At 47.9% G+C, this 22,476-nt stretch carries 14 protein-coding genes; 8 read left to right on the forward strand and 6 right to left on the reverse strand.

What is annotated here, in order from left to right; genetic code table 11:
- Positions 1-68 precede the first annotated feature (68 nt).
- Positions 69-2,660 carry a leucine--tRNA ligase gene (gene leuS / locus MARGE09_RS07105; protein ID WP_236986645.1) on the reverse strand — a complete coding sequence of 864 codons (2,592 nt, stop codon included), beginning with the start codon at positions 2,658-2,660 and terminating at the stop codon, positions 69-71.
- A gap of 225 nt (positions 2,661-2,885) precedes the next feature.
- Complete coding sequence (locus tag MARGE09_RS21555) at positions 2,886-3,020, reverse strand: hypothetical protein (RefSeq protein WP_255711896.1); 135 nt, start codon at positions 3,018-3,020, stop codon at positions 2,886-2,888.
- Between MARGE09_RS21555 and MARGE09_RS07110 the strand changes: the two genes are divergently transcribed.
- The gene (locus MARGE09_RS07110; protein ID WP_236986646.1) at positions 3,019-3,945 is read left to right on the forward strand and encodes a lytic murein transglycosylase; all 927 of its coding nucleotides are present in this window, start codon (positions 3,019-3,021) and stop codon (positions 3,943-3,945) included. The two genes, MARGE09_RS21555 and MARGE09_RS07110, sit on opposite strands and share 2 nt — an antisense overlap.
- Positions 3,946-4,027: 82 nt before the next feature.
- On the opposite strand, the gene gap is transcribed toward MARGE09_RS07110, so the two are convergent.
- A complete protein-coding gene (gap, locus tag MARGE09_RS07115; protein WP_236986647.1) occupies positions 4,028-5,020 on the reverse strand; it encodes a type I glyceraldehyde-3-phosphate dehydrogenase in 993 nt (330 codons plus the stop codon).
- A gap of 397 nt (positions 5,021-5,417) precedes the next feature.
- On the opposite strand from gap, the gene zwf reads away from it, so the two are divergent.
- The 5 genes from zwf (at position 5,418) to MARGE09_RS07140 (ending at position 15,806) form a co-directional block, all read left to right on the forward strand.
- Positions 5,418-6,872, forward strand: a complete 1,455-nt coding sequence (gene zwf / locus MARGE09_RS07120; RefSeq protein ID WP_236986648.1) for a glucose-6-phosphate dehydrogenase — start codon at positions 5,418-5,420, stop codon at positions 6,870-6,872.
- Between the two features lie 205 nt (positions 6,873-7,077).
- Positions 7,078-8,901, forward strand: a complete 1,824-nt coding sequence (gene edd / locus MARGE09_RS07125) for a phosphogluconate dehydratase (protein WP_236986649.1) — start codon at positions 7,078-7,080, stop codon at positions 8,899-8,901.
- 21 nt (positions 8,902-8,922) lie between these two features.
- Positions 8,923-9,549 carry a bifunctional 4-hydroxy-2-oxoglutarate aldolase/2-dehydro-3-deoxy-phosphogluconate aldolase gene (gene eda / locus MARGE09_RS07130; RefSeq protein ID WP_236986650.1) on the forward strand — a complete coding sequence of 209 codons (627 nt, stop codon included), beginning with the start codon at positions 8,923-8,925 and terminating at the stop codon, positions 9,547-9,549.
- Positions 9,550-9,690: 141 nt separating this feature from the next.
- A complete protein-coding gene (locus MARGE09_RS07135) occupies positions 9,691-15,018 on the forward strand; it encodes a PAS domain S-box protein (protein WP_236986651.1) in 5,328 nt (1,775 codons plus the stop codon).
- A 119-nt stretch (positions 15,019-15,137) separates the two neighbouring features.
- Complete coding sequence (locus tag MARGE09_RS07140) at positions 15,138-15,806, forward strand: SPOR domain-containing protein (protein ID WP_236986652.1); 669 nt, start codon at positions 15,138-15,140, stop codon at positions 15,804-15,806.
- A 5-nt stretch (positions 15,807-15,811) separates the two neighbouring features.
- Here the strand turns inward: MARGE09_RS07140 and MARGE09_RS07145 are convergent, their stop codons facing one another.
- Positions 15,812-17,290 carry a DUF4139 domain-containing protein gene (locus MARGE09_RS07145; protein WP_236986653.1) on the reverse strand — a complete coding sequence of 493 codons (1,479 nt, stop codon included), beginning with the start codon at positions 17,288-17,290 and terminating at the stop codon, positions 15,812-15,814.
- A 203-nt stretch (positions 17,291-17,493) separates the two neighbouring features.
- On the reverse strand, positions 17,494-18,231 hold the full coding sequence (locus MARGE09_RS07150) for a tetratricopeptide repeat protein (RefSeq protein WP_236986654.1): 738 nt from the start codon (positions 18,229-18,231) through the stop codon (positions 17,494-17,496).
- A gap of 156 nt (positions 18,232-18,387) precedes the next feature.
- Between MARGE09_RS07150 and MARGE09_RS07155 the strand changes: the two genes are divergently transcribed.
- Positions 18,388-19,797, forward strand: a complete 1,410-nt coding sequence (locus tag MARGE09_RS07155) for a PQQ-dependent sugar dehydrogenase (RefSeq protein ID WP_236986655.1) — start codon at positions 18,388-18,390, stop codon at positions 19,795-19,797.
- Between the two features lie 7 nt (positions 19,798-19,804).
- The gene (locus MARGE09_RS07160; protein ID WP_236986656.1) at positions 19,805-21,877 is read left to right on the forward strand and encodes a TonB-dependent receptor; all 2,073 of its coding nucleotides are present in this window, start codon (positions 19,805-19,807) and stop codon (positions 21,875-21,877) included.
- An 84-nt stretch (positions 21,878-21,961) separates the two neighbouring features.
- Here MARGE09_RS07160 and MARGE09_RS07165 read toward each other — a convergent pair whose 3' ends face one another.
- On the reverse strand, positions 21,962-22,390 hold the full coding sequence (locus tag MARGE09_RS07165; RefSeq protein ID WP_236986657.1) for an Hsp20/alpha crystallin family protein: 429 nt from the start codon (positions 22,388-22,390) through the stop codon (positions 21,962-21,964).
- Positions 22,391-22,476: the final 86 nt, after the last annotated feature.

Consider the following 22,476-nt stretch of genomic DNA (forward strand, 5'->3'; position numbering starts at 1 on the left):
TAGCGGGTGGCAGGCAATACTGATTGTAGTGAATGCGCCTTGCACCTAGGTGCAAGGCGGGCGGCGCTTTAGTTGGCGACGATATTAACCAGCTTGCCAGGCACTACGATCACTTTGCGCACGGTTTTATCGTCGATAAAACGCATAACGTTTTCGTCGGCCATAGCGGCTTTTTCGGCGTCGCCTTTGCTGACATCGGCCGGTAGTTCGAGCTTGCTGCGCACTTTGCCATTAACCTGTACCACAATCGTTACGCTTGCACGCACTAGGGCGGCTTCGTCCACTTTGGGCCAAGGTGCATCCAGCAAATTGCTGCCGTGCCCTAAGCCTTGCCAGAGTGCATGGCAGGCATGGGGGATAATCGGCGCAAGCATAACCACGGCGGATTCTAGCGCCTCGCGCTCTACCGCTAAGCCCAGTGGTGTGGCGCGGTCGGCGTTGCGGCTGACGTCGTTTAGCAATTCCATAACGGCGGCAATGGCGGTATTAAACGTTTGGCGGCGGCCAAAATCATCGCTGACTTTGTTGATGGTTTCGTGCGTTTTGCGGCGCAAATCGGTATGCGTGGTCGTTAGCGCATCTACCGTAAGCGGGCCGGGTTCACCAGCTTCCAAATGTAGGTGTACGGCGCGCCATAGTTTTTTAATAAAGCGGCTGGCGCCTTCTACGCCGGAATCTGTCCACTCTAGGCTTTGCTCTGGTGGTGCGGCAAACATGCTGAATAGGCGAATGGTATCGGCGCCGTATTCGCGCACCACGTACTCTGGGTCTACCCCGTTGTTTTTCGATTTGCTCATTTTGATCACGCCGCCAAATTCTAGCGGTTGCTCGGTTTCGGCATGGAAGGCGTTGATCATTTTGCCTTTTTCGTCGCGCTCAACGCGGACATCGGCGGGGGCTATCCACTCGGTGCGACCGCCTTCTTTAATAAAGAAGGATTCGGCGTTTACCATGCCTTGGCACAGCAGGCGGTCGAAAGGCTCGTCGCAGTTTACTAGGCCTTCATCGCGCATGAGTTTGTGGAAAAAACGGGCATACAACAAGTGCAAAATGGCGTGTTCGATACCGCCGACATATTGGTCCACCGGTAGCCAGTAATTGGCTTTGTCGGGGTCTAGCATGCTATCGGCATTGGGGCTGGTGTAGCGCGCGTAGTACCAGCTAGATTCCATAAAGGTATCGAAGGTATCGGTTTCGTGCTCGCCTGCTTGGCCGTCGATATTGCCTTTGCGCCATTCGGGGTCGGCTTTAATGGGCGATTGCACGCCGTCCATTTCGACTTCTTCGGGTAGCAATATAGGCAGCTTGTGCGCCGGTACGGGAATTTCGCCACCGGCGGCTAAATTAAAGATGGGGATGGGGGTGCCCCAGTAGCGCTGGCGCGAAACGCCCCAATCGCGCAAGCGGTAATTGGTGGTGGCGCGGCCTTTGTTGGCGGCCTCTAAGGTTTGCACGATGGCGGTAAAGGCGCCGTTAAAATCGAGGCCATCGAATTCGCCCGAGTTAACCAGTACGCCTTTGTCGGTAAATGCGGCTTCGGCCAAGTTGATTTCGGTACTGTCGCTAGGGGCGATCACTTGGTTAATGGCAAGGTTGTACTTTTTGGCAAATTCGTAATCGCGCTCGTCGTGTGCGGGCACAGCCATAACGGCACCGGAGCCGTAATCCATCAATACGTAGTTGGCTACCCAAACGCTAACGGGCTCGCCGGTAATGGGGTGGGCAGCGGTAATGCCGGTATCAAAGCCTTTTTTCTCCATGGTGGCCATGTCGGCTTCGCTGACCGATTGCACTTTGCAGGCTTCGATAAAGGCGGCTAGCTCGGCATTGGTTTTGGCCAGCTCTAGTGCGATGGGGTGCTGGGCAGCCAAGCTTACGTAGGTGACGCCCATAATGGTATCTGGGCGGGTGGTATAGACCTCGAAGCCTGTGTGCTCGGCTACCGGCGTTGTTAAGTCGAAGCGCATTTCTACACCGCGGCTTTTGCCTATCCAGTTGCGCTGCATGGTTTTAACTTGCTCGGGCCAATGCGGTAGTTTATCTAAGTCGTTGAGCAGTTCTTCGGCGTAATCGGTAATGCGGATAAACCACTGCGGGATTTCTTTTTTCTCGACATTGGTGCCACAACGCCAGCAGCAGCCATCTTCGACTTGCTCGTTAGCTAATACGGTTTCGTCTACTGGGCACCAGTTAACGGTAGATACCTTTTTGTAGGCCAAACCTTTTTCGTACAGGCGCGTGAAGAACCATTGCTCCCACTTGTAGTAGTCGGGTTTGCAGGTGGTGACTTCGCGGCTCCAATCAAAACCAAAGCCTAGGGCTTTAAGTTGGTCGCGCATGTAGTCGGTGTTGCTGTACGTCCATTTTGCCGGTGCGGTATTGTTTTTGATGGCGGCGTTTTCGGCCGGTAAACCAAATGCATCCCAACCCATAGGGTGCAATACGTTTTTGCCCAGCATGCGCTGATAGCGCGAAATAACGTCGGTAATGGTGTAGTTGCGAACATGCCCCATATGAAGGCGGCCACTGGGGTAGGGGAACATGGCAAGACAGTAGAATTTTTCTTTGCTGGTATCTTCTGTTACCGCAAAGCTGTTGTTGTCTAACCAAAAACGCTGCGCGTCTTGTTCGATCTCGGACGGATTGTAATTCTCGTTCATCAGTTGTTTGATCTCTAACCCAGTGAGGCAAAGGCGCTGCCTTTGCAAAAAGCTTGTGATTATAGGGCCTGAGCAGGCTAAATAAAACGGTGCCGATAGCCCGATGCCAAATTGCTTGGCCCTTAGCGTGAATAAGCCTGAATTTTATGGCGCAGCAGGGTAAATGTTCAAACCGTGATTGCTGGCATGAGCGTTGCTGGGAGGACAACAGAGGACAACAGAGAATTACAGCGTTGGCGATTTTGATTTTTGCCAAGTAATAACGGTATCGTGCACTAAATAGAGCTTAATGGCGGGAAATGAAGACGTGATTCCTGCTAGCGTAACACGCGATATGCACCAAATAAGAGAATTGAGCATGACAACTGCCCCAATGCAGAGCGAGCGGCCCGAGCCCTTCGAGCTTTTCTGCTCGCAATTTCGAAGCCAGCGGGATGCGATTGTATTGTTGCGCCAGTTGCACCATATGTCTAAGGCGGTTCAGCGCCACCGCGGTATGACAATGGCTTTGTTGGCGGGCAATACGATGTTTGAAGGTGACTTTGCCATTTTGCAGCGCCAAGTCGAGCGCAGATTAGCCTCGTTAGAAATTTTTGCTGCTGCCGGTGGCGACTTACTGAGCGAGCGCGACCAGCAAAACCTGCACAATGCTTGGAATACCATCAGCGCCGATTGGCAAAACGATGATGTAATTGATAACTTCGAACTGCATTCGCACTTTATTGAGCAGCTGCACAGCATGATGGTGCAGTTGGCAAAAAAAATTGAGCGCCCAGTATCTGCCGCTATGGTGGAAGACCACGGTGCCGAACTCATCGGCAGCGAAGAAAACTACCCCAAAATTTTTAAACAAATCGAATTACTCAATTTTATTGCTAAGCAAACGCCGGAAATGGTCGAGCAATTAGCGCGCATGCGCGGCTTGGCCACCTATGCTGCGGCTAAAGGTGAGTGCGAATACTATTTGGACCGCAAGCTGCGTTTCGCGCTGCAATGCGTGCGCACCCAGCACGAAAAACTACGGCTGCAAGCCGAGCGCATGCAAAACATATTAGAGGGCGCTTTACCTTCGGTAAGTTATATTAAAACCTACGAATTGAAGCTAATGTTTTTGTTAAACACTGTAGATATGGATGTGCTTTCGGGTGCGGAAATAAGCAGTAGTTCGCACCAGCTCTTTAAACTGGCTACCGAGATTATTGATGTTTATCTCAAGGTGGCCGAAGACGGTTTTGATGTTATCGCTAAGTGGCACGACGAGGATTTGGAGCTTTGGCTGGCTTAGGGGGTGGGGCGTTAAGATTTTCGCTGGCTTTAATAAAAAAAGGGAGCCAAGTGGCTCCCTTTTTTTATCAGCGAATATTTAATTACTTAGCAATATGAGTAATTAAATCAACGACTTTGTTTGAATAACCAATTTCGTTATCGTACCAACTTACTAGTTTTACAAAGTTGTCGTTTAAGGCAATACCTGCGCCGGCATCAAATACAGAGGTGCATTTTTCGCCAACGAAGTCGTTCGAAACAACATCGTCTTCGGTGTAGCCTAATACGCCTTTAAGCTCGCCAACAGAGGCCGCTTTCATTACCGCGCAAATATCTTCGTAGCTAGCCGATTTTTCAAGGCGGCAAGTTAAGTCAACAACAGAAACATCTGGCGTAGGTACGCGGAACGCCATACCGGTTAATTTGCCGTTAAGCTCTGGAATAACCTTGCCTACCGCTTTGGCTGCACCAGTTGATGAAGGAATGATGTTTTGGCCTGCACCGCGGCCGCCGCGCCAGTCTTTTACTGATGGGCCGTCAACGGTTTTTTGGGTTGCGGTTGTGGCGTGTACGGTTGTCATTAAGCCTTCAACAATGCCGAAGTTGTCATTGATAACTTTGGCAAGTGGCGCTAAACAGTTGGTGGTACAAGAGGCGTTAGATACGATGTCTTGGCCAGCGTAAGACTCGTGGTTAACGCCCATAACAAACATGGGGGTCGCGTCTTTAGACGGAGCAGACATCACAACTTTCTTGGCGCCAGCTTCGATGTGCTTACGTGCGGTTTCGTCGGTAAGGAAGAAACCGGTTGATTCTACAATGTAGTCTGCATTGATTTCGTTCCACTTCAGGTTGGCAGGGTCGCGTTCTGCAGTAATGCGAACGGTATTGCCGTTAACAACCAAGCTACCATCAACGACTTCAACATCGCCGTTAAAGCGGCCATGGGTGGAGTCATACTTAAGCATGTAGGCGAGGTAATCTACGTCAATAAGGTCGTTGATGCCGACCACTTGAACATCTGAACGCTCACAGGCTGCGCGAAATACAAATCGGCCAATGCGGCCAAAACCATTAATACCGATGCGAATCATAGTGGGATTCCTAGATTATGAGTAATGAGGGGCGGGCGTGGGAGTACCGCTCTAAAAGGGGAGCTTGCCCAAAACCTTATAGTCAACGAGAATAATATCCCGCTAAAAGCGCGGCGATTATCCGTAATCACAGTTGAAAAAGCAACCAAGCAACCTCTACAATACCGCCCGCTAAGCTGGCAGCATAGTCAGCACTTTGGCCCATGAAACCTAGGCTGGCCGAGCTATCACGGTGATTGACGTTAGGTAATTCGGGTCATGCAAATGAAGCGTGCTGGTGTTTTTGCACGCATTCTCGCTGAGTTTGCCCCATGATTTGCTCTCAAAACGAGCAAAATTCTTAAAAATTTTAGGGTGAAAGCACTCTTCCCACGTAAATAAGGCTGGTGTGACTAGTATGAATACTGACATCTTGATTGTAGGTGGCGATGGCGATTTGGCGCTGCGCAAACTTTATCCCTCGTTGTACTACTTAACGCTTAACGGTTGCATGCCCGAAAACACCAAGATTTTTGGTATGGCGCGCTCTGCCCGTGAGCACGATGCCTTTGTCGCGAAAGTCAAAGAGTGGTTGGTGGAAAATACAGGCGCTTTGTATGACGATGTGGTCTGGGAGAAATTTGCGCCTTGCTTGAACTACGTGCAAGGCGACTCAACTGACCCTGCAAGCCTTGAGCGCATCAAGAAAGAACACTTTACCGATGGCGCAAGCTTGATAGTGTATTTGGCTGTGCCACCGAGCATCTTCGGCAAAATTTGTACCGCGTTAGAAGCAGCCAATATGGCAGGTGAAAACACGCGTATTGTCGTTGAAAAGCCGTTGGGTAATAGCAAAGAAACATTCTTAGCTATCGACCAAGAGTTCAGCCGCGTATTTAAAGAAAACCAGATTTTCCGTATCGACCATTACTTAGGTAAGGAGTCGGTGCAAAACTTGTTGGCTTTGCGTTTTGCGAACGATATTTTTGAGCCGATCTGGAACCACCGCCACATTGATCACATTCAAATTACCGTGAGCGAAACCGTAGGTTGTGGCAACCGTTGGGACTTTTACGAAGAAACCGGCGCCATTCGCGATATGGTGCAAAACCACTTGCTACAAGTGCTATGCCTTGTATGCATGGAGCCACCAGCCAGCCTAGATGCCGACTGTGTACGCGCCGAGAAGCTGAAAATACTCAAGTGTTTAAAGCCTATTGATGCGAGCAATGTTAAAGATTCTACCGTTCGCGGTCAGTACCGCGCGGGTGTGGTTGGCGTAGAGCAAGTGCCAGGCTACCTTGAAGAGGAGGAAAGCCAAGGTCGCGCTAGTGATGTTGAAACTTATGTTGGCATCAAAGCTGAAATCGAGAACTTCCGTTGGTCGGGTACGCCGGTTTATTTGCGCACTGGTAAGCGTTTGGATAAGCGCCACGGTGAAATTGTTATTCAGTTCAAGCAAAATAACACCCGTTTATTCCGCGACCAGCTAACCGATAACTGCGCTAACCAATTGGTGATTCACCTTCAGCCAGACGAAGGCATTCGCATTCGCATGAAGAATAAAAAAGCTGGTTTGGATGCGCGCGTTCCATTGATCGACCGCACTCTAGACTTGTCCTTCTGTGAAACCGCAAAAGCTAAGCGCCACGATGCATATTCGCGCTTATTGTTTGATGTTATTCGCAACGACCAAACGTTGTTTGTGAGTGAGCCTGAAGTAGAGGCCGCGTGGGATTGGATTGACACCATGCGCGCAGCTTGGGCCAGCGAAGAGCACAAAACAGTGGGCTATGCTGCCGGTAGTGAAGGCCCAGAAGAGTCTGACGAGTTTATGGCCCGCGATGGTCGCCGTTGGCACAATGGCCACTAGGTAATAACCTAGCGTTTATTGCCGCCGATTAAGGGATACCTTAGCGTATCGGCGGCAATAGTGGTTGTGCGTATTCGGTCGTTGTCGCACAATCAAACACATTTGCAGGTATGTTGGGGATTTGCCCTGGCGTATCTGTGTTAAAGGCCGAGATTGATATGCGGTACAAAGCAGCATTTTGCGAAAGCATAACGGGAGCAACTCTGTGAACAGTGTGATTGAAGCGGTAACGGCTCGAATAATCGAACGTAGTGCCAAAACGCGACAGCCTTATTTGGCTGCCATGAAACGCACAATGGACGAGCAACCACCGAAAAAACGCTTGTCTTGCGGAAACTTGGCGCACGCCTATGCCGCATGTTCGACTGAAGACAAAAACACTATTCGTTTAATGCAGAGCGCAAACCTCAGTATTACAACGGCCTACAACGACATGTTGTCGGCGCATCAACCTTACGAAACTTACCCAAACATCATCAAAGAAGCGGCCCGTGCGATGGGCAGTACCGCGCAAATTGCCGGTGGTGTTCCTGCTATGTGCGACGGGGTAACCCAAGGCTTAGCCGGTATGGAGCTTAGCTTGTTTAGCCGTGAAGTAGTGGCGATGTCTGCCGCTGTTGGCTTAAGCCATAACATGTTCGACGGCAATATGTTTTTGGGTGTGTGCGATAAAATCGTACCTGGCTTAGTAGTAGCGGCTGCCACGTTTGGCCACTTACCGGCCGTATTTGTGCCTGCAGGGCCAATGCCTTCAGGTATACCAAACAAAGAAAAAGCCAAAGTTCGCCAGCAGTTTGCCGCCGGCGATGTGGGTGAAGAGCGCTTGCTAGAAGTTGAAAGTAAGTCTTATCACAGCCCTGGGACCTGTACTTTTTACGGTACGGCCAACAGCAATCAGATGTTAGTTGAAATGCTGGGTGTGCAATTGCCTGGGTCTTCTTTTGTGCCGCCAAATGATGGACTGCGCGATGCATTAACGCGTGCAGCGGTAGAGCGCTTGATTTTGTCCACTGACGCAGCCGGTACATACACACCTGCCTACGAGGTACTGACAGAAAAATCGTTTGTGAATGCAGTTGTGGGCTTGCTAGCAACCGGCGGCTCGACCAACCACACCATGCACCTTGTGGCTATGGCCCGTGCAGCTGGCGTGATTTTAACGTGGGAAGATATGGACGAGCTTTCTCGTGCAGTGCCTTTGTTGGCGCGTATTTACCCCAACGGTGAAGCGGATGTGAACCACTTTCACCAAGCTGGTGGCATGGCGTATCTCGTCAAAGAATTACGTTTAGCCGGCTTGCTCAATGAAGATGTGAAAAACATCATGGGGTCCGGTTTAGATAGCTATGAAATGCAACCTAAGCTCGATGACAAGGGCAATGCGGTATGGCAAGACAAAGCCGGTGAGTCTAAAGACCCACTAATTTTACGCACCGCTGCTGATCCCTTTGATGCAGAAGGTGGGCTGCGCTTGTTGGCTGGCAACCTTGGCCAAGCCGTGATTAAGATTTCTGCGGTAGCACCTGAATTTCGAGTATTAGAAGCGCCGTGTATTGTTTTTGAAGACCAAAACGACCTGATTGAGGCGTTCAAGCGTGGCGAGTTAAACCGCGACTTTATCGCTGTTGTTCGCTTCCAAGGCCCGCGGGCTAATGGTATGCCAGAGCTGCATAAAATGACGCCGCCATTAGGGTTGTTGCAAGACCGGGGCTTTAAGGTGGCACTGGTGACCGATGGCCGCATGTCGGGCGCTTCGGGTAAGGTGCCGTCGGCAATTCACATGTCGCCAGAAGCTTTAAACGGTGGTTTGTTGGCCAAAGTGCAAACGGGCGATGTTATTTACTTTGATGCCGAACAAGGCATTGTAGAGCTAAAAGTAAGCGAGCAAGAGCTTGCGACGCGCACAGATGCTACTCAACCTGCGCAAACGCACGATTTGGGGCGCAACTTATTTGGTGGCTTCCGCAGTTTGGCTGATCGTTCACAAGACGGCGCGAGCGTATTTAACCAGTCTATTGATTTTGAATAAACGTTTTAAAAGGGCAAAATAATGAGTATTACAAAAGAGTTCTTGGCACCGATAGGTGTAATGCCTGTGATTGTATTGGACGCCGTTGAAGATGCCGTTCCCGTTGCGAAAGCTTTACAAAAAGGCGGCATTACCTCGGTTGAAATTACCTTGCGTACCCCTGTTGCCTTGGATTGCATCAAAGCCGTTAAAGATGCGTGCCCAGATATCATCGTAGGCGTAGGGACTATCGTAACGCAGCAGAATATTGAGCAAGTCGCAGCGATTGGTGTCGACTTTGCTGTATCGCCAGGCATGACCGAAGGCTTGGTGAAAAAGTCGCAAGACTGCGGCGTTAATTTATTGCCTGGCGTTGCCACTTGTTCTGAAGTGATTCAGGGCATGGAGCTTGGTTTAAGCTGCTTTAAACTATTCCCTGCAACAGCCGTAGGCGGGTTACCGTTGCTTAAATCGATAAACGGCCCATTGCCACAGGCGACCTTCTGCCCAACTGGCGGTTTAACCATCGATGACTTTACCGACTTTTTAGCATTGCCTAACGTGGCTTGTGTGGGCGGTTCATGGTTGGTGCCCAAAGGCCTTGTTGCCGCTAAAGATTGGCAAGGCATTACCGACATCGCCGCTAAAACCATGGCAAAAATTGGTTAATCAATACGAAGCTTTAGCGTATTGATTCCAAAAGGTCGCCAGTAGGCGGCCTTTTTTTTCGGCTGTGTTTTTTGATCTACACTTATTGGGTGATACCTCCTTGCTGGAGAGGCGGACTTTGAGCCGATACGGAATAAGTGAATGATGCTAGGTCTTGATGTACTCATAGCGGTTGTTATTGGCGCTCTTGTCGGCACCTTGGTAGCCTATGTGGCTTCAACTCTCGTGCGCAGGCGCGCTCAAAAGCACAGTAATTTGATTGCGTTGATTGCTAGGGTTCAATCACGCTTTTTAAATAATGGTGATGCTAAAACGGCCTTTTATCAGTTGCTTGAAGAGATGGTTGCAATGACCGCCAGCGACTATGGCTACATTGCCGAGGTTCGCCATGACGATTACGGTCAGCCCTACCTAAGAACAAGAGCGCTATGGGATACTTCCTGGTCGCCAGATACCCGAGAGCTTTACCGCGACCAAGACCTTGGTGGCGGTATGGAATTTCACGATATTCAAAATATTCTAGCGTCCGTATTAGTCATAGGTGAAACCGTTTTTATTAACGATGTTGAAGCTTATAGCCAAAAGGCATGCGACTACGAAATTCGCCCTATGCATACCTTTGTTGGCTTGCCGGTTTATGTTGAGCAACGCTTGGTGGCCGTCGTGGGGTTGGCGAACCGCCCAACGGGTTACGATTTGGCGCAAGAACAAGAGGTGACACCTTTATTAGCGACTGTTGGCCAGATATTAGACAACTGCATTATTAGCGCGCAAAAGCGCCGAGTTGAATCACAGTTCGAAACGACAAAAGCGCTAGTTGATGGCAGTAACGATGCCATTGTTTTGTCGAGTAACGGTGTGTTTATCGATTGTAATCCAGCAACGCAAGCGCTGTTCCAGTGCACTAAAGAGCAGTTTTTGGGTAAAAGCTTGCGCGATTTTTCTCCCGAGAAGCAAGACGATGGCAGTGATTCCCACACTAAAGCGCTGGCTTATAGCCGAATGGTGGAAGGTGGCGAGCCGCAACGTTTTTTATGGCAATACAAAAAAGCAAGCGGCGAGCTATTTACCGCAGAAGTATCGCTGAGCAGTATTAATGATGATGGCCACAAAATTTTTGCTGCGGTGCTAAGGGATGTGACCGAGCAAGAGCGCTACCAACGCCAAATTAAAGAACAAAAAGCACAGCTTGAGTTAGTGTTGGAGGGAACCTCTGCAGGTATTTGGGATTGGAACTTAAAAACGCAAGAGATAACCTTTAACGAGCGTTGGGCCAATATTATTGGTTACACCTTGGCAGAGCTGGAGCCCATAAGCTTAGAAACTTGGAAGCACGCCTGCCACCCTGATGATTTTGCAGCGTCGTCTAGCGCGTTACATGATTGCTTGAGTGGTAAAACAGACAGTTATATTTTTGAAACGCGCATGCGGCATAAAAATGGTTCTTGGATTTGGGTGCTTGATACCGGCAAGGTGGTAGCAAAGGACGAACAAGGAAACCCTGTTCGCATGGTGGGCACTCATATTGATATTGACCTAGTTAAGCGCTCGGAAGAGCGTGCGGCAGCGGCAAATTTACAACTCAAAAATTTTTTCAATTTGTCACAAGATTATATGTGCGTGGCAAATGTGAGTGGCCATTTTGAAAAGGTTAATCAAAAATTTGTTAATGAGTTGGGTTATTTAGAAAGCGAACTTTTGCAGCAGCCTTTCTTTAACTTTATTCACCCTGATGATTACGACAATACGATGGATGAGTTGCTGTCGCTGTCTGATGGGCACTCCTCTGTAGGTTTTCGTAATCGATTTCGCAAGCATGAGGGCGATTACATTACGTTGCAATGGAACCTTACGCCAGATCCAAGCAACGGAAAAATTTATGCAACAGCCTTTGACGTTACCGAGAAAGACAAAGCCGAGCAAGAATTACGCATGTTATCGCGAATTGCTAAAGAGGTACGCACCGGTGTCGTCGTTACCGATGATCAAGGAAGAATTACGTGGGCTAATGAGGCATTTGAAGGAATTTCCGGCTATTGCTTGGATGAATTTATTGGTAAAAAGCCTAAAGATTTCTTGCACGGGGTTGAAACAGATGAAAAAACAATACGGGAAATGCGTGCTGCAATAGCAGAAAAACGCGATTTTCGTGTGGAGGTGGCAAATTACCATAAAGACGGCAGTATCTATTGGGTTGATATCGACTGTAGCCCGATGTTAGGTAGTGGCGGTGAGTTACAAGGTTTTATGGCGATTGAAACCGATATTACCGAGCAAAAAAATAATGCTCTTGAGCTCGAGCGGCAACAGATGCTTTTAGAGCAAATGAGCGAGATCGGTAATATTGGCGCATGGGAGGTTGACTTACTCACAAAAGAAATTTATTGGTCTTCTTTTACGCGTAACATACACCAAGTCGATGAATCCTTTAAGCCGACACTAGATAAAGCTATTAATTTTTATAAAGAGGGGGATAGTAGAAATAAAATTACAAGTGTTGTGAATAAAGCAATAGAGACTGGTGAGGCCTGGGCGCTTGAGGTTCAATTAATTACTGCGCAAGGGCGCGAACTTTGGGTTTCAACCACAGGAAAAGCCATTTTTTCAAATGGACGTTGCGTTAAACTAATGGGTTCGTTTCAAGATATCGACGAGAGAAAGCGCCATCAAATCACGTATCAAAAATCTGTATTACATAGCCAAGCGCTGGCGAGTTTAACTTTGCGCGACGAGGTATTACATGGCGACTTAGTTGCTGCGGCACCGGCAATATTAGTGAGTGCTTCTGATGCTTTACAGGCTTGTCGTGTAAGTATTTGGCTATTTGACGATGACTGTGGGCAGCTAGAGTGCGTGTCGTTATACGAGTCGGAACCGAAAAGATTTACATCTGGTGCTGTGTTGGCTAAGGCCGACTACCCCGAATATTTTAATTACCTGTTTACCCATTCAATATTAAGCGCTGGCGATGCTAATACTCACCCTGGTTCTTATGAATTTAGCGAAGGCTATCTTAAACCATTGGGTATTGTCTCTATGCTAGATGGCGTTATATCGGGTGGGGGCAGCTTTGTTGGCGTTGTGTGTGTTGAGCATACGCAGTCACGGCGCGACTGGAGTGCGGCAGAAGAAACATTTGTTGGCACTATTGCAACGATTGTGAGTAGTGTAGTTGATCGAGAAAAACGCCGAAAAACCGAGCAAGTATTGATAACGGCAATTGAAGAAGCTAATGCAGCGGCTCAAGCTAAAAGTGATTTTCTAGCCAGTATGAGTCACGAAATAAGAACACCCATGAATGGGGTGTTAGGTATGTTGGGCTTAGTGCTTAAAACGGAATTAAATGCCGATCAATATCGAAAAATTAATATTGCACAAAATAGTGCACAGTCGTTATTAACCATTATTAACGATATATTAGATTTCTCCAAAATTGATGCCGGTAAACTGGAAATGGAGTTGTTGGCATTTGATTTAATTGGATTGTTGGCTGAAGTATCCGAAACTATGGCGTTTCGGGCGGAAGAGCAACAGTTAGAATTGATACTAGATGTGACGGGGGTTGCTCAACCACACGTGCTTGGTGATCCTGGGCGTTTGCGACAAATATTCATGAATTTGATCAGTAATGCGCTTAAGTTTACTCATCAGGGCGAGGTTGTTATTTCGGCCGAAACGACGGATAACGAGGATGGCCGCTTGTGCTTTGTTGGTCATGTTACCGATACGGGTATCGGTATTTCGCCAGAAAAACAAGCTGATTTATTTGATGCTTTTACGCAGGTTGATGCTTCAAATACTCGGCAGTATGGTGGCACAGGTTTAGGTTTGTCGATTGTAAAAAAATTGTGCGAAGCTATGGATGGTGAGGTATGGGTAGAAAGTAATCTTGGTCAAGGCAGTTGCTTTAGCTTTAAAATATTTTTGCAAAAAGATACCTCGCCCGAATTGGCACTGCCAAAAATAGACTTAAATCATCGAAAAGTACTTGTGGTTGATGACAATGCTACCAATCGAGAAATTGTAGCGGAGCAATTAGCACAATGGAATATCGACGTGTATTTGGCTTGCGGTGCTAATGAAGCAGTCGCTTTGTGCTCGGCGCATATTGAAAGCGGTTTATTTGACATCGCGTTATTAGATATGCAAATGCCGGGCATTGATGGCGCCACATTAGGGAAAACACTTAAAAGCGACCCACGTTACCGGCAGATGCCGCTGATAATGATGACATCTCAAGCGCAGCGGGGGGATGCGGCTGAATTTGCTGCGCTTGGTTTTGCTGGTTATTTTCCTAAACCCGTTAGCCCTCAAGTACTCTTGAATGCGATTAAGGTAATTTTAGAGGGATCGGTGTTAGAGTATGCTGCTCCGCTAGTCACCCGCCACTTTTTAGATAATTTAGAGCAGCCAGAAATACCTCTTCTTTCACCGACAGATTGGCCATTAAATGCGAGAATTCTATTGGTTGAGGATCATAGTATTAACAGAGAGGTTGCTATTAATCTGTTGGAAGACATAGGGCTAACTGCCGATGTTGCGGTCGATGGTAAAGAGGCTATATCAACTCTAATTCAGGCTCCTGCGGCTTACCCGTATCAGCTGGTGCTCATGGACTGCCAAATGCCGGTAATGGATGGGTTTGCCGCGACCAAGGCTATTCGCCAAGGCGAGGCGGGCGATACCAATCGTAATATAACGATTATTGCGATGACAGCGAACGCATTAAAAGGTGATAAAGAGCGCTGCCTTGATGCCGGCATGAATGATTACCTTCCTAAGCCTATCGATGTAGAGAAGCTTGAAAGCACTTTAAAACAATGGTTATTAGCGGTGGGGAATACACCCAAAGCAACCATAAGCGACGTTAACGATAAGGCTTCTGTGAGAGATGCGCCGGCCAGTAATACTTTTGCAAGCAATACTTTTGAGAGTACTACTTCTTCCAGTAATACCTCTTCCAGCAATACCTCAGCAGGTGCGCCGGCGCTAAATTCGCAATTATTGAGGCCTTTTTCTGGTCCTGCGTCGCACTTTTCGACACAAAGTTGCGAGTTGGGGGAAGATAACGTAAGCGACGATGCGCGAGCAGTGCCCTTATCTAATATGGAGCAAAAGCTTGAAGACTTAGAAGCTGCAATCTGGGATTTAGCGGGTGCCTTAAAGCGTGTGCGCGGTCGCCCAGAACGCTTGTTATCATTGATTCAGTCTTATTCAGAGCAAAGCCCAGAGATTATTAGCGACCTCTACCAAAAAATAGAGTCCAATGAGCTGGCCGAGGCTGCCGCGCTGTGCCATACGTTGCGCGGGGTAGCAGGTAATTTGGGAGGAACCCAACTAATAGCCATGGCAGAGCACTTAGAAGCCAGCTGTAACCAGCAAGACCATGATGAGGCCGAGCGGCTGGTGGGCGAGCTATTGGTTAGCAATAATGATTTTTTAACGGCTATTCAGGGTTACCGACATTAGTAGGTGTTTCGCGGTATACCTTTGCTTATCCTCCGGCTAAAATGGCGGCCGCTGTGAAGCAGCGGTTATAGAGCACTGCTTCACTCCATCTTGATTCTTAGCAATAGATTGTTGTCTGTATGGCCCACGATTACGCAAAAAAGCCGCGCGCAAATGCTAAAACGGCGCCCAAAGCTAAAGCCGCAAGAACAACGAAAAGAGCGCGCCGCGCCCCTGAGCCGCCGGCTAAATCGATACCGGGCTGGTTGTGGCTACTGGTAGGCTTGGCGATGGGAGCATTTGTTATGTTCTTGGTGCGATTGGCCGATGTAGACACGGCTGAATCTACCGCTGCGCCTACTCCTGTGGTTGCGCCAGCTGTTAAAGCTGCGCCAGAAAAAACAACGCGTACAGCGCCGGCCAAGACGGCAGCAAAACCCCAAACACCGGCACCTAAGGCTGAGCCGCAAAAACCGCGCTTCGATTTTTATCATATGCTAAAAGAAAATGAAGTTCCGGTTGCAGCCCCCAGTGGCGATACCGCGCAGGCAAAAGCAAAGCCCGAACGCATTTTTATTTTGCAGGTAGCCTCGTTTAAAAAACCAGAAGATGCAGAACAACTGAAAGTGGAGTTGCTGCTGTTAAATTTAGAAGCGCGAACAGAGGAGGTGAAGGTGCGTAACGGAGAGACTTGGCACCGAGTGCTTGCAGGGCCATTTAAAACACGCTCTCAGCTGGCGAAAGCGCGCAGTACGTTAATTTCCAATGGACACCAAGCTTTAGTGATGGAGTACAAAGGGCCTAAATAGTTGGCTTAGCGGCTTTTAACCGCAACGGTAAAAGTGAGCGTGCTTTTACTTTTTGGGGCAAGAGTAATGTTCCATGCTGCGCTATTTGCCGATTCCTTTGTATATGGGCTAGAGCTTTGTTTTATCGTCCATTGACCATCGAGGTGCTCTACCATTTTTACAGTTGCCGAGGTATTTTTGGCGTTGTTAAAGGTGATTTGATAGCTGCTTTCAAATTCAAAATTCTTGTTGTTGTCATTAATGATTTTGTAATCGAGTAGTTTTCGCTCGGCAGAGACATCAAAGCTTTTGCCCAGTGTTAGTACAATATCTTCGTTTTCTGCTGTGTGATCAAGGCTATCTTCGCCAACAAATTGCGCATTACCTTGGCTGTCTTGTTGGTAAACCCGCACAATCCCTTTCGGTAGAGCTATTCCTAAGTTAGATTTTTTATCATTTTTTAAGAGAAGCTGCACAGTGGGCTTTAATTTTTGGGTTTCTTCGCTAGTGATGTTATAGCGGTTGATGGGGCTCGCGCTGAACACTAATTGCTGCTGGCTTGTTACATTGGCAGCTGTAAATAACGAAACTTGTTTAGTTTGTGCGTTGGCTAGGTTTGTTTGACGGGGCAAGCTATAGAGCTTAAATTCCATCAAGTCTTCGGTACTTGGGCTTTCTGCCATTATCATGCTAGATTTGGCCATCATCATGTCCATGCGCTTTGGGTGTTCGTGTACTTGGTTTATTTCCCCTGCAACTAATTGGATTTTTGCATTGCGGTATTGTGTATTGCTGTTGTTGCTTAGTGTTACCCAGCTGGCCAAATCGAGGCTGTTATCTTCTTTTAATTGGGCCACATAATCGGCATGCCACGATAAGCCGTTAGTGAGGTAGCTCAGCTCGTAAGTGTCTTTACCGCGACGGGTATTTTTAACTGTGGTGGTTAATGTTGGTTGTGCGCGTAAATTATTTGGTAATGCTGGAAATATAAAATGGCCGCTAGGGTTGGTTTCAATTTTTCCATCCACCTCTACAATCACGCCGTTATTGGTCGACAACACTTTGGCATTTTGTAATGGCAGGGCAGTATTTGTGCTGTTGTCTATGCGCTGTAGCTGAATTGTTTTACCTTGGTATTTTTCAAGCAGTTTTTGTGGCGTTAGCAAGTCGTAGTCAAAGTTTTGCTCTAGTACTTTAAGTGTATTTGCGTTTGTTGTGCTGCGTAAAAGGGCCGTTTGAGGTTTGATTTGGCCGCTAACACCAATAAATTCAACATCGTGCTCGCCTTTGGGAATAGTAACTTGGCGCTGATCTTTAATCAGTGCCAAGTTACTATTGTAAATCGTTATAGCTAAGCCCGATTGGTCTTCAAGTGTAGATACAACGGTATCGGCAATAGCGGTGGGGAAATACAGGCTGCTTGTAAAAAATACTAGCGAGCTTGCAAGCGTTGCAGGCTTTAACAAGGAGGCAAACTTATCGTGTGTTCTACAGCGTAAAGGCATATCAACTCCAAGTGGTCAGTAGTGGTGAGCGGTGAGTAATAACAACCGTCAATCGAGCCTTAAGATAGCGCGCTGTAATGTAAGTTCAAGTATTGATACTTAGGAGCTTTGAGAGCTTGGAGAGAGTATTAAACAAAGGTTGGCTTTGCCCTGCAGTATAAGGTTTTTGGCTTATACCGCAGGGATTAAACAAAAAAATAATACTACGGGGCGCTGTTATTATTGAGTGCATTGAGTTTCTGGCTAGCCCAAGTACAGTTAGGGTCCAATGCTAGGGCTTGTTTATACGCGCTGCGCGCTTTGTCTGTTTGCTGCTCTTGCTCAAGTACTTGGCCTAGCCAAATATAAGTTTCAACCTCGCCCCATACAACTTGCGCGTCCATTGAGGAGGCTTGATAGTGGTTAAGCGCTTCTTCTAGTAAGGTTCTGGCTTTCTCTGTGCCACCGCCATAGGCGGGCGGTGTGTAAAATGCGTTGATGCCTTCAATTAATAGCGCGCGTGGTCTGGCGTTTATGTCTTCTTTTGCTTCTGCTAAGGTTTGCTGCAGCTGCGGGTAAAGAGTGCTGGCGCTTTTGGGGTCGGCGCCCATCATTAGCCCCCAAATGGCGGCTTTTAATACGTCAGCTTCTGGGTCATTCAGTGGTTTTAATTCGGCTAATGCTAGGTCTAGGTTTGCGAGTACGGCGCTTTTGTCGGGGTTTGGTATGTCGATTTGGGCCAAACGGTAATATGCATAAGCTTTATTATAGCCAGTACTGCTGTCGGCTAGCGCGTTTAGTTGTGATGCATTGTACTGATAAGTGGCGTTTGTGATGGCTTGCTCTACTTTATTAGAGTGCTCAAGTGCAAATGCCTGTGTGCTAAGTGAGAGCGCCAAGGCTAGAGCTGTTAGTGGCGCTTTTATTGTGCGTGGTAGATGAAATAGCGCATTGTGAGTCATAACGTGTTCCTTTGAGTGATTAATGTTAGGTCGTGGGGGTATTGTCCTGCGCTTGGCTGTGGAGCACTACTGTCGAATGTCACAACTTAAGATGACATTTGTCATGCTTTTTAAACATTAAGAAATAACCTATTCCCATTGCTGGAGATATTTACAATGGCTAATTTAAAAACCTTAAGCGCGCCTTTACTGATGGCTTGCTTGAGTATTGCGTGTTCTGCGCAAGCCGAAAAAGCTGAAAATAATTATAAAAAATACTGCGCAAGCTGCCACGGCGGTGAATTACAAGGCGGCTTGGGTAGCTCCTTGGTTGATAATGAATGGAAATATGGCGCCAGTGATGCCGATATTGCACGGGTTATTGAAAAAGGTATTGCAGATAAGGGCATGCCAGCATGGGAGAAAACATTAACGCAGGATGATATTCGCGCACTGATTATTTATATTCGTGAGGAAGGTGCTAGCGCTAAAGTTGATGCCCAACTTAAAAGTGTGCAGCCGCAAGGGGGGATATTCTCAACGCGCCACCATAAATTTAAGTTAGAAAAAGTTATTGATGGCTTTGGTGTTTTATGGGGCTTAGAGTTTTTATCGGATGGATCTTTTTTGTTGTCTGAACGCGATGGCAAATTATGGCAAGTTAAAGGGAAGCAAAAAACCGAAATTACAGGCATACCAAAAGTTTGGGCAAAAACACAAGGTGGCTTGTTGGATATTGCGATAAAAGAGCCGAGCAGTGAAAACCCCTGGGTGTATTTAAGTTATAGCCAGCCTAGTGCTAAAGGGGCGATGACGGCCATTGTTCGCGGTAAAATAAAAAAGCATCAGTTTGTCGATTCACAAATAATTTACCAAGCGGCGCAAGAGTTTCATACCGATAAGGGCTACCACTTCGGTTCGCGTATTGTCTTAGATGGCGGCTATATCTTTTTCAGTGTGGGCGATAGAGGTGATAGGCAGCAAGCGCAGGATTTAAGCCGCCCCAACGGAAAAATTCACCGTTTACATGACGACGGACGAATGCCTACCGACAACCCTTTTGTGAACACGCCTAATGCTGTTAAAAGTATTTGGTCTTATGGTTCGCGCAATCCGCAAGGCATGGTAATGAGCCACGATGGCTTACTTTGGGAGGCAGAGCACGGTCCGCGCGGTGGCGATGAAGTGAATATTATTGAAAAGGGCGTAAATTATGGCTGGCCATTAATTAGCTACGGTATGAATTACGACGGTACAGCGGTAACCAATAAAACAAGTGCCCCAGGTATGGCGCAGCCGAAGCACTATTGGGTACCTTCTATTGCCGTGACGGCTATTGATGAGTATACCGGCAGTGCCTTTGCGCGCTGGGCTAACCATCTTTTAGTGGGAAGCTTGGCAAGGCAGGAGGTTCAGTTGCTCGAAGTGAAAGGCGGCGAGGTAATTAGTACCGAGTTATTACTCAAAAACCAAGGGCGTATACGCGATTTAGTGGTTGGCCCAGAGGGCTTTATATATTTGGCAATGAACCCCGACAACCAAAAAGGTAGCGGTGTTTATCGCCTGGTTCCCGTAACTTCAATGTAAGAAATTTATGACTTCAGTAAAAAAGGCACTTGCGCCTATTCCTGCATTATTGGCAATAACCTTGGCTGAATGGGGAGGCTTGCAGCCGGTTTCGGCGAGTGAATATTTGGAGACCGTCGTGGTAACAGCGCAGCGCGATGAAACAGCGTTACGCGATGTTACCCAATCGGCGACGGTGATCGATAGCGAAGCATTAAAGCGTATAAATGCTGACCATATGCACCAGCTATTTCAGCAGGCTTCAGGCACTTGGGTGAGTCGTGGTAGTGGTCAAGAGCACTTAACGGCCATTCGCTCGCCAGTGTTTACCGGCGCTGGCGCTTGCGGGGCTTTTCAAATGAGCCAAGATGGTGTGCCCTTAAGGGCGGCTGGGTTTTGTAATGTTAATCAATTATTTGATAGCCATTACGAGGCGGCGCAAAGTGTGGAGGTGCAGCGCGGGCCTAAGTCTGCCCTTTATGGTAGCAATGCTTTGTTTGGCGCGATTGATATTCATTTGCCTCGCGCATTGGCGGTGACTGATACCTCTGTTGCTTTAGATGCTTCTAGCCAAGATTTTTATCGGCTAAATGTTGCTAGCCCTTTTGCGCATTCGCCAGAGCAAGGCTGGCTAGCGATGGCGACAATCACGGATAATACCGACGAGCGTGAAAGTGCAGGTTACCAGCAGCAAAAAATTAGCCTTAATTATCAGGCTGATGGGAAACGTATTCAAAGAAATTCTAGCCTGCAGTTTACCCACTTGGACCAGCAAACGGCAGGTTATATCGTTGGCGAAAACGCTTACAAAGATGACACGCTACGTTTGGAAAACCCAAACCCTGAGGCATACCGCAAATCGCTGGCGGTCCGCGCTTACGATCACTGGCAGTGGCGACGCAATGCAATTGATTGGTCGGTAAAGCCTTATTTTCGCTACACGGATATGGAGTTTCTGATGCACTTTGTACCTTGGCAGCCGGTGGAAAAAAATAACCAACGCTCGCTAGGTACACAGTTGCAAGCAGAGCATGCCATTGCCCCTACAGTGGTGCTGCGCGGCGGCATTGATGTTGAATTTACGAAGGCGGCGCTGTCGGAAATTCAATACGATGAAGCGCCTTTCGCAGCGTCGCGTTTCCCCGAAGGTGTGCATTATGATTATTCTGTTACGGCGCAAATGGGCGCGCTTTACAGTGGGGTTGAATGGCAAGCTTCAGAGCGCTGGTTACTGAATGCCAACCTTCGCGGGGACTATCAGCGCTATGATTATCAAACCCATGCTGCTGCGGGCAGTGGTTGTGAAGCAACCGTAGAAAATTGCCGTTTTTATCGCCCAGCCGATCGCGACGATAGTTTTAATAACGTTTCGATTGCGGCAGGTGCTCGGTATTTAATCACGCCTGCGCATATGTTTTTTACCCATATGGCGAGTGGATTTAGGGCGCCGCAGGCCACCGAGCTTTACCGTTTGCAGCAAGGGCAAAGCGTGGCCGATTTGTCGTCGGTTAAATTAAACAGCGTGGAGCTGGGTTGGCGCGGCTCGTTCGCATGGTTAGATTATCAAACCACTCTTTTTTACATGGAGATGTCTGACGGTATTTTCCAGAATGCCGAGCGCGCCAATGTCAGTGGTGCCAAAACCGAGCACCAAGGGGTAGAGTACGAATTAACTGGCCGCTGGTTAGATCGCTTAACGCTGCAGCTGGCTGGTAGTTTTGCTTCGCATGAATACAGTAATAACCCAGCTTTGCTTGGCAGTGGCTCGAATATTCAAGGTAACGTTATTGATACCGCACCTAAGGCGATGCATTCGGCGGTATTGGGCTGGCAGGTCACGCCTGAATTACATGGCTCGTTAGATGTGTCTTTAATGGATGATTATTTTCTGGACCCAGAAAATTCGTCGAGCTACGAAGGACATAGCGTCTCTAATTTACGCGCTAGTTGGAGCTTAAGCCGTGGATTAACCGCAAAGGCATCACTATTGAATATGTTTGATCAGCGCTATGCCGACCGAGCCGATATCGCGTTTGGTGAGCAGCGTTATTTTCCTGGTCAGTCGCGGCACGCTATGTTGTCGTTAATATGGCGGGGCTAGCGTTTTTAGCGCATAAATGTATGTAGGGCGTCTCTAAACCTGTAGTACAGCGCTACGCCGTGACATAGCACGGCGTAGCGTTGGTTAGCTTATTTCAATACGCGTTGCGGCTGTTTCATTGCTTTTCGGCGCTTTAGGGACATCAATTAAAAGTACGCCATGCTCAAATTGAGCCACAATATCTGCTTGGTGAATGTGTGGGTTTAATTCGAAGCTGCGTACATATTTGCCGTAATGGCGCTCTTGCCGAATAACACGCCCGTGTTCTTCTTCGGTTTTTTCTTCACTGCTCTGTGCCTCTACGGTTAGTACGCCTCGCTCTAGGCTTATATGAATATCTTCTTTCTTTAGGCCTGGAAGCTCTAAGCTAATTTCGTAGGTGTTGTCTTTTTCACGTAGGTCGACTTTAGGGGAGATAGTCCCGTAACGGCCGCCGGGTTCGCGCAGCGGGAGCCACGTGTGATCGAGAAGGTTGTGAAGTTCATGCAATTGCTGTCTAGGGAAAATGTTCATCGTTATTCTCCTATCGGGTTAACAAATGTAATGCGCTACTACATACCTGTAGTATGGCTCTATTGTGAGGAATTCAATTGTTTTGC

Source organism: Marinagarivorans cellulosilyticus, assembly GCF_021655555.1.
Lineage (GTDB): Bacteria > Pseudomonadota > Gammaproteobacteria > Pseudomonadales > Cellvibrionaceae > Marinagarivorans > Marinagarivorans cellulosilyticus.